The 12,088-nt window shown below is 71.2% G+C and carries 14 protein-coding genes; 6 read left to right on the top strand and 8 right to left on the bottom strand.

Annotated features, from left to right (window positions below):
• Positions 1–936: a hydroxymethylbilane synthase gene (gene hemC / locus G3I78_RS33720; protein ID WP_164431712.1), complete on the top strand. Its 936-nt coding sequence runs from the start codon at positions 1–3 to the stop codon at positions 934–936.
• Between the two features lie 3 nt (positions 937–939).
• On the opposite strand, the gene G3I78_RS33715 is transcribed toward hemC, so the two are convergent.
• From G3I78_RS33715 to G3I78_RS33700, 4 genes are all read right to left on the bottom strand, one after another.
• Positions 940–1,455, bottom strand: coding sequence for a hypothetical protein (locus G3I78_RS33715; RefSeq protein WP_164431710.1), 516 nt, complete (start codon positions 1,453–1,455; stop codon positions 940–942).
• Between the two features lie 192 nt (positions 1,456–1,647).
• Positions 1,648–2,499: an ABC transporter permease gene (locus tag G3I78_RS33710; RefSeq protein WP_164431708.1), complete on the bottom strand. Its 852-nt coding sequence runs from the start codon at positions 2,497–2,499 to the stop codon at positions 1,648–1,650.
• Positions 2,459–3,280 carry an ATP-binding cassette domain-containing protein gene (locus tag G3I78_RS33705; RefSeq protein ID WP_164431706.1) on the bottom strand — a complete coding sequence of 274 codons (822 nt, stop codon included), beginning with the start codon at positions 3,278–3,280 and terminating at the stop codon, positions 2,459–2,461. Before G3I78_RS33705 ends, G3I78_RS33710 begins: the two co-directional genes overlap by 41 nt.
• On the bottom strand, positions 3,277–3,732 hold the full coding sequence (locus G3I78_RS33700; RefSeq protein WP_164431698.1) for a MarR family transcriptional regulator: 456 nt from the start codon (positions 3,730–3,732) through the stop codon (positions 3,277–3,279). Before G3I78_RS33700 ends, G3I78_RS33705 begins: the two co-directional genes overlap by 4 nt.
• Positions 3,733–3,967: 235 nt before the next feature.
• Here G3I78_RS33700 and G3I78_RS33695 point away from each other — a divergent pair, with 235 nt between their 5' ends.
• Positions 3,968–4,774 (top strand): SigB/SigF/SigG family RNA polymerase sigma factor, encoded by an 807-nt coding sequence (locus G3I78_RS33695; protein WP_164431696.1) that lies wholly within the window; start codon positions 3,968–3,970, stop codon positions 4,772–4,774.
• Positions 4,775–4,789: 15 nt separating this feature from the next.
• Here the strand turns inward: G3I78_RS33695 and G3I78_RS33690 are convergent, their stop codons facing one another.
• Positions 4,790–5,122 carry an ANTAR domain-containing protein gene (locus G3I78_RS33690; protein ID WP_164431694.1) on the bottom strand — a complete coding sequence of 111 codons (333 nt, stop codon included), beginning with the start codon at positions 5,120–5,122 and terminating at the stop codon, positions 4,790–4,792.
• A 169-nt stretch (positions 5,123–5,291) separates the two neighbouring features.
• Between G3I78_RS33690 and G3I78_RS33685 the strand changes: the two genes are divergently transcribed.
• Positions 5,292–6,095: a VOC family protein gene (locus G3I78_RS33685; RefSeq protein WP_164431692.1), complete on the top strand. Its 804-nt coding sequence runs from the start codon at positions 5,292–5,294 to the stop codon at positions 6,093–6,095.
• Positions 6,096–6,145: 50 nt separating this feature from the next.
• Here the strand turns inward: G3I78_RS33685 and G3I78_RS33680 are convergent, their stop codons facing one another.
• On the bottom strand, positions 6,146–6,868 hold the full coding sequence (locus G3I78_RS33680; RefSeq protein ID WP_164431690.1) for a hypothetical protein: 723 nt from the start codon (positions 6,866–6,868) through the stop codon (positions 6,146–6,148).
• A 292-nt stretch (positions 6,869–7,160) separates the two neighbouring features.
• Here G3I78_RS33680 and G3I78_RS33675 point away from each other — a divergent pair, with 292 nt between their 5' ends.
• Complete coding sequence (locus G3I78_RS33675; RefSeq protein WP_164431688.1) at positions 7,161–8,015, top strand: hypothetical protein; 855 nt, start codon at positions 7,161–7,163, stop codon at positions 8,013–8,015.
• On the opposite strand, the gene glgX is transcribed toward G3I78_RS33675, so the two are convergent.
• Complete coding sequence (gene glgX / locus G3I78_RS33670; protein WP_164431962.1) at positions 7,954–10,101, bottom strand: glycogen debranching protein GlgX; 2,148 nt, start codon at positions 10,099–10,101, stop codon at positions 7,954–7,956. The two genes, G3I78_RS33675 and glgX, sit on opposite strands and share 62 nt — an antisense overlap.
• A 47-nt stretch (positions 10,102–10,148) precedes the next feature.
• Entirely contained in the window at positions 10,149–10,631 is a 483-nt protein-coding gene (locus G3I78_RS33665; RefSeq protein WP_164431686.1) for a pep a2, read from the bottom strand.
• Between the two features lie 234 nt (positions 10,632–10,865).
• Between G3I78_RS33665 and G3I78_RS33660 the strand changes: the two genes are divergently transcribed.
• Positions 10,866–11,165, top strand: coding sequence for a DUF5133 domain-containing protein (locus G3I78_RS33660; RefSeq protein WP_164431684.1), 300 nt, complete (start codon positions 10,866–10,868; stop codon positions 11,163–11,165).
• Positions 11,166–11,238: 73 nt separating this feature from the next.
• On the top strand, positions 11,239–12,088 hold an 850-nt coding region (locus tag G3I78_RS33655), incomplete at its 3' end, for a maltotransferase domain-containing protein (RefSeq protein ID WP_164431682.1).

Here is a 12,088-nt window from a genome sequence, read left to right as displayed (position 1 = left end):
ATGTCCCTCCCGGAACTGATCCGTGTCGTCTCCCGTGACTCGCCGATGGCGCTGGCCCAGGTGGAGCGTGTCCGCGCCGAGTTGGCGGCCCTCTACCCCGGTGTCCGCACCGAGGTCGTGCCCGTGAAGACGACCGGCGACAAGTGGATGGGCGACCTGTCCAAGGTCGAGGGCAAGGGCGCGTTCACCAAGGAGGTCGACGCCGCGCTGCTGGCCGGCGAGGCGGATCTCGCGGTGCACTGCGTGAAGGACGTACCGGCCGACCGTCCGCTCCCGGCGGGCACCACGTTCGCGGCGTTCCTCAAGCGGGACGACATCCGGGACGCCCTGATCCACCCGGGTGGGCTGACCCTGGACGAGCTTCCTGCGGGCACCCGGATCGGCACCTCCTCGGTGCGCCGGGTGGCGCAGCTGTCCGCGACCCATCCGCATCTGGAGTGCGTGCCGTTCCGCGGCAACGCCAACCGGCGGCTGGCGAAGCTGGAGGCGGGTGACGCGGACGCGCTGCTGCTCGCGGTCGCCGGGCTCGACCGCATCGGCCGCCAGGACGTGATCAGCGAGATCCTCTCCCCCGAGACGATGATGCCGCCGATCGGCGCGGGCATCCTCGCGCTCCAGTGCCGGGAGGGCGACACCGAACTCATCGACGCGGTCAGCGCGCTGGGCGACCCTGACACCTTCCGTGAGGCGACCGCGGAGCGGATGTTCCTGCACGTCCTCCAGGGTCACTGCAACAGCCCGATCGCCGGGTACGCGCGCGTGGACCACACCGGCGAACTGTCCTTGCGGGCCTGTGTGTTCACCCCGGACGGCAAGACCCGGCTGAACGCCCACGAGTGGGCGGGCCGACTGGATCCGGCCACGCTGGGCACCTCGGTCGCCGTGGCACTGCTGCGGCAGGGGGCCCGCGAGCTCATCGACGGCATCCCGCACTGACCGTCAGGCGGTGCCCTCTTCGGCCTGGTCCCGCAGGAAGTTGCTGACCTGGCAGGCCAGTCCCTCACGGCCCGCGGCCGGGTGCGCGGTTCCCTCGTCCAGTCCGATGCCGCCGGCCCACAGCCGGCGGTCGGCCCAGTCGTCGTCGACGCGCAGCTGGATCTGTACGTCGATCTGGTCGAGGGTGGTCTCCGGTCCCGCCGCGAACAGCACGGCGGTCGCGCGGCGCAGCGGGTAGACGTCGAAGCCCTCGATGAACTGCGAGTTGCGCCAGTCGATGAACGCGCTCTCGCCTTCGGAGCCGATCCGCACGTCGATCTGGCCGTCCTCCAGATGGACGGTGGGGTGCAGCGCGCCGCGGTTCTCGACGGTCACCCGGACACTGAAGTAGGTGAGCCCTTCGGCGGCGTCGTCGCGTCCACGCGGGGGCTCGGCCGCCTCCAGACGGTGGACGCGGACCCGCAGACCGGCATGCTCGTCGTACTCCTGCCAGTCCCCGACCACGTTCGGCTCGTACACAGTGCACCTCTTCGACCTCAGAGAGCTGCTTCCTATCTGTGTGCTCAATGCACTGTCAAATGAGCGGAATGCGCTGTGGCCAGGGAATTCACCCCCTTTGATCAGTGATCAAGCCGTGCGCAGGCAGAATCCGCCAGACGGCCGGAAAAACCCTTCCACCGGCGTGCCGCACATCACGTCGCCCACGCATGATCAGCGGGCCAGACGGCCGAGGAGGGAGGAGGCCGCGGTGATGCCGAGTGCGGCGGCGACGGCCAGCACCGCGAAGTCGAGCGCCAGATGATGCTGGGTGCCCAGCAGGAGGCCGCGCAGGGCGTCGACTTCGTAGCTGAGGGGGTTCACCTTGCTGACCGTCTGGAGCCAGCCCGGCATCACGGACAGCGGGTAGAGGGCGTTGGAGCCGAAGAAGAGCGGCATGGTGATGGCCTGTCCGATGCCCATCAGCCGGTCCCTGCTGAGCACGATGCCGGCGATGGTCATCGAGAGGCAGGAGAAGAACGCCGAGCCGAGGATGACGATCGCCCCGACGGCCAGGAGCTTGAGCGGGTTCCAGGTCAGGGAGACGCCGAGGAGCGCGGCGATGAGGATGACGACGACGGCCTGGATCAGCGACTTCACACCGGCCGCGAAGGCCTTGCCGGTGGTCAGCGCCGAGCGCGGGGTGGGGGTGACGAGGAGCTTGTTGAGGATGCCCGCGTCCCGCTCCCAGATGATCTGGATGCCGTAGAAGATGGCGATGAACATCGCGGACTGGGCGATGATGCCGGGCGCCAGGTAGTCGATGTAGGGGATGCCCTCGGTGGGGATCGCTTTGATGCGGGTGAAGGTCTGGCCGAAGATCAGCAGCCACAGGGCGGGCTGGACGGCGCGGGTGTAGAGCTCGGTGCGGTCGTGGCTGAGCTTCTGGAGTTCCACGGCGCACATCGCCACCACCCGGGCGGGCAGCAGGCGCCAGCCCGCGCGCGGCTCCGGCGGGCGCAGCAGCAGGCTGATGGAGCTCGCGTCAGCCGACACGGTTCGCGGTGCGGCGGGTGCTTCGGACATCGCGGAAATCCCCTCCCTCGTCTTCGAGTCCACTGCCGGCGACGTCCCGGAAGACGTCCTCCAGGGTCGGCAGGGTGTCGGTGCCCCGCTTCTCGGCAAGGCCCCGCCGGAGTTCTTCGGGGGTGCCGAGGGCGCGGATACGGCCGCGGTGCATGAGGCCGACCCGGTCGCAGTACTGGTCGGCCTCGTCCATGTAGTGGGTGGTCACGAGGACGGTCATGCCGGTCGCCTCGCGTACGGCGTTGATGTGCTCCCACACCCCGGTGCGGGCGATCGGGTCGAGGCCGATGGTCGGCTCGTCGAGGATGAGCAGCCGGGGCGCGCTGACCAGGGCCTGGGCGAGTTCGAGGCGGCGGACCATGCCGCCTGAGTAGGTGCCGGCGAGCCGGTCGGCGGCGTCGGTGAGGTCGACCGCGGCGAGGGCCTGGCCGACGCGTGCGGCGCGCTCCTTGCGGGCCACGTCGAAGACGCGGGCGAACAGGGTGACGTTCTCCCGGCCGGTGAGGTTCGCGTCGGCGGACAGTTGCTGCGGTACGTAGCCGAGCAGGCGCCGTACGGCCATCGGGTCGGCGGCGGTGTCGCGGCCGAAGACGTGGATCATGCCGGCCGGGACCGGGAGCAGGGTGGTGATGCAGCGGATGGCGGTGGTCTTGCCCGCGCCGTTCGGGCCGAGCAGTCCGAAGACCTCGCCCTCCCCGACGGTGAGGTCGAGCCCGTCCACGGCCTTCGTGTCGCCGAAGGCGTAGGCGAGCCCGGTGCAGGAAACAGCTTCGGGTGTCATGACTCCTCGGCCTCCTCGTGCAGGTTGACGGCGAGCGCGCGCAGGGCGGGGAGCGCGGCGCGCAGGGCCTCCTGGTCGGCCGCGTCCAGTCGGGCGACCTGGCGTTCGACGAGTGCGACGCGCCGCTGCTTCCAGTCCCTGAGCCGCGCCTCGGCCTGTTCGGTGAGCAGCAGCCGGGCGGCACGCCGGTCGGCGGGGTCGGTCTCGCGGACCAGGTGGCCCTCCTTGACCAGCTGGTTGACCAGGGTCGATACGGAGTTCCCGGCCAGGTACAGCTCCTTGGCGGCGTCGGACACGCCGATGCCGGGCCGGGACTCGACCAGGCGCAGCAGTTCGACCTCGGCGCCGCGCAGCCGCGGCACGGTCAGTCCGGCGCGCAGTCTGCGCCTGAGCAGCCGCTGGACGCCGACCAGTGCGTCGGCCAGCTCTTGCGGGAAGGTCTCCTCGTCCACATCGTCGAGATTAGCTCTGTGTCAGAGGTATCTCGACCAAGGGCGAGTCAAGCACATAGACGGGTTTCTGTTTGATTTCACCCGATAGCGGGCATTCGCAGAGAAGTGCTTCGGACAGGAGGCACGTCCGTGGGAGCCCGCCGAGCGGGCCCCGGATGTCCCCTCGCGAGGGTCCGAGTGCGCGCGCCTCCCACGGTGTCTGTCCTTTCAGCACCCGCTCAGGGAGGTGCGCGACATGACCGTCGCCACCCAAACGAAGCCCCATCCGCACGACGACGCCCCCGACACCAACGCGGCGTTCGAGCGCTTGGCGCGGCTGCCCGACGGCCCGGAGCGCAAGGCACTGCGCGACGAGCTGGTCGAGCTGTGGCTGCCCATGGCCGAGCGGATCGCCGTCCGTTTCCGGGGTCGCGGAGAGTCCCTCGACGACCTCTACCAGGTGGCCGCCCTCGGGCTCGTCAAGGCCGTCGACCACTACGACCCGGCACGCGGCAGCGCCTTCGAGGCGTACGCGGTGCCGACCGTGACCGGTGAGATCAAGCGGCACTTCCGCGACCACATGTGGACGCTGCACGTGCCGCGCCGGGTCCAGGACCTGCGCAACCGGGTCCGGCAGGCCTCCAAGGAACTCTCGGCGACCATCCCCGGCCGGTCGCCCACCACGGCCGAGATCGCCGAACGGGCCCAGCTCACGGAGGACGAGGTGCGCACCGGCACGGAGGCCCTGGAGTGCTTCTCGGCGCTGTCGCTGGAGGCCGAGATGCCGGGCACCGACGGCTACGCCCTGGGCGACGCGCTCGGCGGGACCGACCCCGGCTACGACGTGGTCGTCGACCGGGTGGCCGTCAGGCCCTGTCTCGAAGCCCTGCCCGAGCGCGAGCGCACCATCCTCTACCTGCGCTTCTTCCGGGGGATGACCCAGAGCGGCATCGCCGAGGAGCTGGGCATCTCGCAGATGCACGTCTCGCGGCTGCTCAGCACCTGCTTCGACCGGCTGCGCGGGGAGGTGCTGTCCGAGGAGGCGCTGTCCGAGGCCGGCTGACCCCCGCGGGCGCCGTCACTCCGGCGGCGCCTCCGGGATCTGGGTCGGGCCGCGGCGCTCCAGGGCCTCCTGGAGTTCGGCCCGGATTCCGGCGGGGATCTCGCCGGACCGTCCCCAGATGAGGATCAGTTCCGCCACGTTGCGCAGTTTGATGTTGGTGCGCTGGGAGACGTCCTTCAGTACCTGCCAGCCCTCGTCCGGGGTGACCCTGCCGAGCGCGACGACCATGCCGATGGCCTGGTCCACGACCGCGTGGGAGGCGATCGCTTCCTTGAGCTGGTCGACCTCCCCCTGAAGTTCGAAGATCCGGTCCGACTCGTCCTCGGGTTCGTTCGGTTCGCCTGGCACCCGTCCATCCTGTCACCCGGACGGGTCCACGCCACCCCGAGGGAGGGCGGACACGCCACCGTTTCGGTGCCGCCCCCGGGGTACTCGGCAGGCGCCCGCGGCGGTTCCGGACGGACACTTGAGGCCCGACCCGGTGGCCGCCGGCCGACGAGAGCAGGACGCGACTGCCATGAACCACGACCCGAGACAGCCCACCGCGACCGCCGAGGTCGTCTCCACGCACCATGTGTTCGGCGCCCCCTGCTGGGTGAGCCTGACCAGTCGCGACCAGGAGGCCACGGAGGCGTTCTACGGGGCCGTGCTGGGGTGGGAGTGGAAGCCGGCGAAGCTCGGGGACCGCTTCCGGGTCGCGCTCGCGGACGGCACCCCGGTCGCCGGGATCGCGGCGGTGGCCTCGATGTGGCAGATGGCGGTGGCGTGGACGCCGTACTTCGCGGTGCCCAGCGCGGACGAGGCGGTGGCCCGGGTACAGGAACGCGGCGGCACCCTGGCGGTCGGCCCGCTCTCCTTCCCGCCGGGCCGGGCGGCCCTCCTGGCCGACGGCGACGGCGCGGGCTTCGGCATCTGGGAGGGCGAGCTCGTCGCCAACTGGGAGGGGTGGCGCAGCGCCCAGCCCGCCTTCGTCCGGCTGCGCACCCGTGACGCCTTCGACGCGGCGATCTTCTACGGCGAGGTCTTCGACTGGGCCTCGGAGCGCCCCGGCTGCTGCGAGGTCCGCTACGAGGGCGGCGAGGTGGTGCTGCGCAGCGGCGGCGACGTGGTGGCCCGGATCGAGTCGGGCGCGCTGGGCTCGGCCCCCGACCCCACGATCCGCCCGCACTGGCAGGTCCACTTCACGGTCACGGACGTGGCGGCCTGCGCCAAGGCCGCGGAGACCCACGGCGGCGGCGTGCTGTCCCAGACCGGCGACGAGGCGGTGCTCCGGGACCCGGACGGGGCCCTGTTCACGGTGACGTCCCACCGGGAGCGGTAACGGCAATACATGGCCCGGCTCGCGCGGTTTGTGGCCCGGCTCGCGCCGCCTCACTCCGTCGGCATGCACGCCTCCACTCCACCCCGCCCGCCGGCGGCGAACGACGAGATGCGTTCGTTGGCGTCGCCGTGGTCCGAGGAGTTCGTCCACGGCGTGTCGTCGGCCAGCGCGGCCAGCGCCGCCGCGAGTTCGTCGGTGTCGCCCTCCTCGAACCGGAGGTCCTCCGATCCGAAGAGGGTCGCTCCGGCCAGGCAGTCGGCCTGGAGTTCCTGTGCCACGTCGCTGAGACCGAGCACCCGGTTCTGCACGGCGTGCCCCCACTCGTGGGCGACGACCAGGTAGACCCAGGAGTCCCCGCTGCGGTAACCGTCCGCCATCAACTGGGCGTCCCAGGCCAGGAAGTCCCCGTCGGTGCAGTAGAAGGCGTTGCCCGGGAGGGCCGGTTCACCGCCGCAGCCCGGTGCGTCCGGGCTGCCCGCCCGGTAGGCGCCGAACACCTGAGGGGACTCGTAGGCACCGGTGAAGTGGTCGTTCCAGTGGGTCGCCCAGAAGGTGTCCACGACGGCCACGGCGTCCTCGGTCTCCGCCTGCCAGCCGACGTCGCCGTCCGGTACATCGTCAGGACTCGACCGGGTGGGCTCCACCCCGGTCTCCTCCGAGGAGGAGCTGACGTCACCGAACGGCGAGTCGCCGTCCCCTCCGGCGGAGCATCCCCCGAGCATCAGCACCCCGCACACGGCAGCCGCTGTCCACCCCCTGCGATACCGGTCCATCTCCGCTCTCCCCCTGTGTCCAGCCGCTGTCACGACCCGTGTCGAACCGCTGTCACGACGAGCGTTCCAAAGGGTGCGCGCGCTGAGTCCCGGATGAGCCGGAACTACGCCGATCGCACACCCGGCGACTCCCCCGCACGCATCAACACCCCTGTATTCGGGGCCCTTTGCGGTGCGCGGCGGCGATCCGGCCGAGGACGCTTGAGCCGGGTGGACACGCACCGTACGGGGGTTTCTCATGGCAAGGCGCAGGCGGTTCGGACCACGACGGCCCAGGACACCGTTCGGGCTGGTGTCGACGCTCGCGGGCATGTGCGCGCTGGGTTCACTGGCGCTCTCCGTGTTCGGTGGCCTCCCCTGGGGTTCCGGCATCCGGCTGGTGCTGCTGTTCGGTGTGGCGGCCTCCTGGGCCGAGTGGATGCGGCGGCGCAGTGAACTGCCCACGGCCGACCAGACCTTGAGCGAGGACCCGCGGCCGCCCGTGCTCTTTCTGCGCACCTTCGGCCGGGAGTCCGTCTATTTCTCCCGCAAGGAGCTGCCCGAGGGGCTCAACCGCGCGCAGCGGACCGCCAGGCGGCTGACCGAGGACCGCTTCGAGGCCTTCCAGACCGTCGAGAAGTTTCTGAGCCGCGAACTCAACGACCGGGTCGGCCCCTTCGTCGCCCTGGGCGACCCCGCCGACCGCGTACCCCGGGAGGGAGCCTCCCGGAACTGGGGCGAGGACGGCACCTGGGAGCAGGTGTTCCTCGACCTGATGCCCCGGTCGCGCTGCATCGTCGTCGCGGTGCACGTGTCCGAGGGCCTGGCGTGGGAGCTGGCGCGGGTCCGGGAGGCGGACCGGCAGCGCAGGCTGTTCATGTTCACGCCGACGTACGACGAGGGCGGGCGCGTGCTCAACATGGTCAGCGTCAACAACCGGCTGCCCGGGCACACCCCGGAACGGTGGGAGAGGATCGTCCCGTTCATGAGGGATCTCGGCTACACGCTCCCCGAGGCCCATCCCGGTCCCGGCGCGGTCATCGGCTTCGGCCCGGACTGCGAGGCCGTCGTCCTGTCGACCGGCGCCTCCACGGCGTCCGGCTATGTCACCCCGCTGCTCGGGGCGCTCGGCGCGCTCGACGCCGAGGAGGGTTCGCCTCGTCCGTGACCGTCGGCGGCCGGGACAGCAGGACCAGGCTGCGGGCTTCGACCGTCATGCCCGTGCCGGCCTTGTGCTCCGCCTCGTCCGCTCCCTGGGGTTCGGCCGTGTCGACGAGCGTCGTCCAGCGTTCGCCGTAGGCGAGGTCCGGGAGCAGGAAGTCGACCGGTTCCCAGTGGCTGTTCAGCAGGAGCAGGAACGAGTCGTCGACCACCCGGCGTCCGCGCGGGTCGGATTCGGCGATGGCGTCACCGTTGAGGAAGACGCCGACCGCGTGGGCGTCGGAGCGCAGCCAGTCCTCCTCGGCCATCTCCCGGCCCTCCGGCAGCAGCCACACCAGGTCGGGCAGCCGCTGCCCCGCGTGCGTCACTGTCTCGCCGCGGAAGAACCGGCGCCTGCGCAGGACGGGATGGGCGGCCCGCAGTCCGATCAGCTTCCGGGTGAGGTCGACGAGTTCACGCTGGTCGTCGCTCAACCGCCAGTCGATCCAGGAGACTTCACTGTCCTGGCAGTAGGCGTTGTTGTTGCCGCGCTGGCTGCGGCCGAGTTCGTCGCCGTGGCCGAGCATGGGGATGCCCTGCGAAAGCAGCAGCGTGGAGAGGAAGTTGCGCTGCTGACGGGCACGGAGTCCAAGGATCGCCGGGTCGTCCGTCTCGCCCTCGGTGCCGCAGTTCCAGGACCGGTTGCTGCTCTCCCCGTCCCGGTTCCCCTCGCCGTTGGCCTCGTTGTGCTTGTCGTTGTACGAGACGAGGTCGCGCAGGGTGAAACCGTCGTGCGCGGTGACGAAGTTGACGCTGGCGCGCGGGCGGCGCCTGCTGTGCTGGTAGAGGTCGGAGGAGCCGGTCAGCCGGGAGGCGAACTCGCCGAGCGAACCGGGTTCCGCGCGCCAGAAGTCCCGTACGGCGTCCCGGTATCTGCCGTTCCACTCCGACCACAGCGGCGGGAAGTTGCCCACCTGGTAGCCGCCCTCCCCAACGTCCCACGGCTCGGCGATCAGCTTGACGCGGCTGATCACCGGGTCCTGCTGGATGAGGTCGAAGAACGCCGAGAGCCGGTCCACCTCGTGGAACTGCCGGGCCAGCGTGGCCGCGAGGTCGAACCGGAAGCCGTCCACGTGCATCTCGGTGACCCAGTACCTGAGCGAGTCCATGATCAACTGGAGGACGTAGGGGTGCCGCATCAGCAGGCTGTTGCCGGTGCCGGTGGTGTCGTAGTAGTGGCCCCAGTCGCCGTCCACCAGGCGGTAGTAGGAGGCGTTGTCGATGCCCCGGAAGGAGAGCGTGGGGCCCTTCTCGTTGCCCTCGGCGGTGTGGTTGTAGACCACGTCGAGGATCACTTCGAGCCCGGCCGCGTGCAGCGCCTTCACCATCGCCTTGAACTCGGTGACCTGCTGCCCGCGGGTGCCGTGGGCGGCGTAGGCGTTGTGGGGCGCGAAGAAGCCGATCGTGTTGTAGCCCCAGTAGTTGGTGAGGCCCCGGTCCTGGAGCACGCCGTCGTGCACGAACTGGTGCACCGGCATCAGCTCGACGGCGGTCACCCCGAGGGAGGTCAGGTGCTCGACGACCGCGGGGTGGGCGAGACCGGCGTAGGTGCCGCGCAGTTCGGGCGGCACGTCGGGGTGGGTGCGGGTGAGTCCGCGGACGTGGGTCTCGTAGATCACGCTGTCGGCGTAGGGGCGGCGCGGCGGCCGGTCCTCGCCCCAGTCGAAGGCCGGGTCGGTGACCACGCCGAGCATGGTGTGCCCGGCGCTGTCGGCACCGGGGGTGCGCAGCGAGGGGTGGTTGTCCGTCTGTCCGTCCACCGCCTCGGCGTACGGGTCCAGGAGCAGCTTCGACGGATCGCAGCGGTGGCCGAGCTCGGGCTGCCAGGGCCCGTGCACGCGATAGCCGTACCGCTGTCCGGGCCCGACGCCCGGCACGAAGCCGTGCCAGACGAAGCCGTCGACCTCGGTCAGCGGGACGCCGGTGTGGGCGCCCCGCTCGTCGACCAGGACGAGTTCGACGCGCTCGGCGACCTCGCTGAACAGCGCGAAGTTGGTTCCCTCGCCGTCGAACACGGCGCCCAGCGGGTAGGGGTGGCCGCTCCAGGCGCACACCCCTGTCCCGTCGTTCCGGTACGGCTTCCTCCTGGACACCGGCACCGTCAGCGCCCGCCGGCGGCCAGGGCCGGGACCGGCACCGCGCGCGGCACCTGGAGCACCTCCCGCAGCCGGGGCACGGGGGCCGTCGGGACCAGCGGGACACTCTCGCCGGAGCGGGCGCGCTGGGTGAACCAGATGACCTTGCTGCCGGTGTCCGTGGCGCAACAGCCCCAGCCGTCGCTGGTCGCGGCGATGCGTTCCAGGCAGCCGCGCAGATCCAGGTCCGGGCGCAGGTCGCTGTCGTGCTCGGCGACGGCGGTGATGAGGTGCTGGCCGTTCCACCACAGCTCGATCGAGGTGTTCTTGTCCGTCGCGTGCTCGTCGATGGCCTCGAGCAGCAGTCCGGCACTGCGGCAGACGGGCTCGACCAGGGTCTCCAGTTCCCAGAGCCGGAGATGGGCGGCCAGGATGCGCCTGACCTGCCCGACCCGTTCGGGGCTGACCTCCACGTCGAGGTGGTAGTAGCAGGGCACTGCGGTCTTCATCGTCGTTGGCTCCTCACCGGCGAAGCTCCCGCTCCTCCCGGCCCCCGCGGGGCCGGGCCCCGAACAACGGAGCGTGAGCGCTTATCGCTTCAGAGTGGGAGCGCTACGCCATTCGTGCAACACGAGCGACCGATGGGGTCGTTGAAGATCCAACAAGACGCTGAGTCGTTACCCGTGCACCATGAGTGAGGATCTCGCGTACCCAGGGTCCGCCCCCGCCCCCGAAAGGTCGCCATGCTGCTACCGGCCAAAGCCGAGGTCGCCCGGCAACTGCGGCGCTACCGCGCCTGGGAGCGCCGGATGCTCGCCGCCCCTGGCGACCGCACCGTCCGGGCCACCTTCGAGGACTCGGGCTACACGCTGTGCGTCCTGCTGGGCAAGCGCTGCGCGCGTGAGGCGGCCGACGCGGCCGAGCGCTATCTGCGGACCAGTGTGGTGGCGTATCTCCAGGAGCAGGGCGACCGGCCGCGGGCGAGTGCCGTCGTCCGCCGGGTTCTGCCGATATCCGTGGAAGGTTCCCCCGCGGGGAGGTAGCCACCTCCGACGCGGCTTCGATCCCCGGCCGGGCGCTGAGCGCCCGGCCTCGAGCACGACGGAGGCGAGACCCATGAGTTCCACCCCGGTCATCGGCCGTATCCCGGTACGGGACGTCCGCCCGGCCGTCGAGTCCGGCAGGCACCCGGCGAAGGCGGTCGTGGGCGAGACGTTCGAGGTCACCGCGACCGTGTTCCGCGAGGGTCATGACGCGGTGGCCGCGAACGTCGTCCTCACCGACCCGGAGGGCCGGCACAGCCCCTGGACGCCGATGCGGGAACTGGCTCCGGGCACCGACCGCTGGGGCGCCGAGGTCACTCCGGACGTCGAGGGGCACTGGACGTACCGTGTCGAGGCCTGGAGCGATCCGGTGAGCACCTGGCGCCGCACCGCCCGCATCAAGGTGCCGGCCGGCCTCGACACCGGTCTGGTCCTGGAGGAGGGCGCCGAGCTGTACGCCCACGCGGCGGCCGGGGTGCCGGAGGGGCCGCAGCGCGTGGTGCTGCTCAGGGCGGCCCGGACACTCGGCGACGACTCGCTGCCGGTGGCGACCCGGCTGGCGGGGGCCCTCACCCCGGAGGTGGACGCGGTACTGGCCCGCCATCCGTTGCGGGAGTTGATCACGGCGTCGGAGACGCTGCCGCTGCTGGTCGAGCGGGAACGGGCGCTGTTCGGGTCCTGGTACGAGTTCTTCCCCCGCTCCGAGGGCACCCCCGAGCAGCCGCACGGCACCTTCCGCACCGCCGCCCGCCGCCTGCCGGCGATCGCCGCGATGGGCTTCGACGTCGTCTACCTGCCCCCGATCCACCCGATCGGCACGACCTTCCGCAAGGGCCGCAACAACACCCTCTCCGCCGGCCCCGACGACGTCGGCGTGCCCTGGGCCATCGGCTCCCCCGAGGGCGGCCACGACGCCGTCCACC

The sequence above is a fragment of the Streptomyces sp. SID13726 genome (assembly GCF_010548375.1).
GTDB lineage: Bacteria > Actinomycetota > Actinomycetes > Streptomycetales > Streptomycetaceae > Streptomyces.
The sequence above is the reverse complement of the archived record's forward strand: the minus strand, read 5'-3'. Positions and strand labels throughout refer to the sequence as shown.

Coding starts and splice junctions, on each gene's coding strand:
- hemC (WP_164431712.1), top strand. CDS start 1: ATGTCCCTCCCGGAACTGATCCGTGTCGTCTCCCGTGACTCGCCGATG.
- G3I78_RS33710 (WP_164431708.1), bottom strand. CDS start 2,499: ATGTCCGAAGCACCCGCCGCACCGCGAACCGTGTCGGCTGACGCGAGC.
- G3I78_RS33705 (WP_164431706.1), bottom strand. CDS start 3,280: ATGACACCCGAAGCTGTTTCCTGCACCGGGCTCGCCTACGCCTTCGGC.
- G3I78_RS33695 (WP_164431696.1), top strand. CDS start 3,968: ATGACCGTCGCCACCCAAACGAAGCCCCATCCGCACGACGACGCCCCC.
- G3I78_RS33685 (WP_164431692.1), top strand. CDS start 5,292: ATGAACCACGACCCGAGACAGCCCACCGCGACCGCCGAGGTCGTCTCC.
- G3I78_RS33680 (WP_164431690.1), bottom strand. CDS start 6,868: ATGGACCGGTATCGCAGGGGGTGGACAGCGGCTGCCGTGTGCGGGGTG.
- G3I78_RS33665 (WP_164431686.1), bottom strand. CDS start 10,631: ATGAAGACCGCAGTGCCCTGCTACTACCACCTCGACGTGGAGGTCAGC.
- G3I78_RS33660 (WP_164431684.1), top strand. CDS start 10,866: ATGCTGCTACCGGCCAAAGCCGAGGTCGCCCGGCAACTGCGGCGCTAC.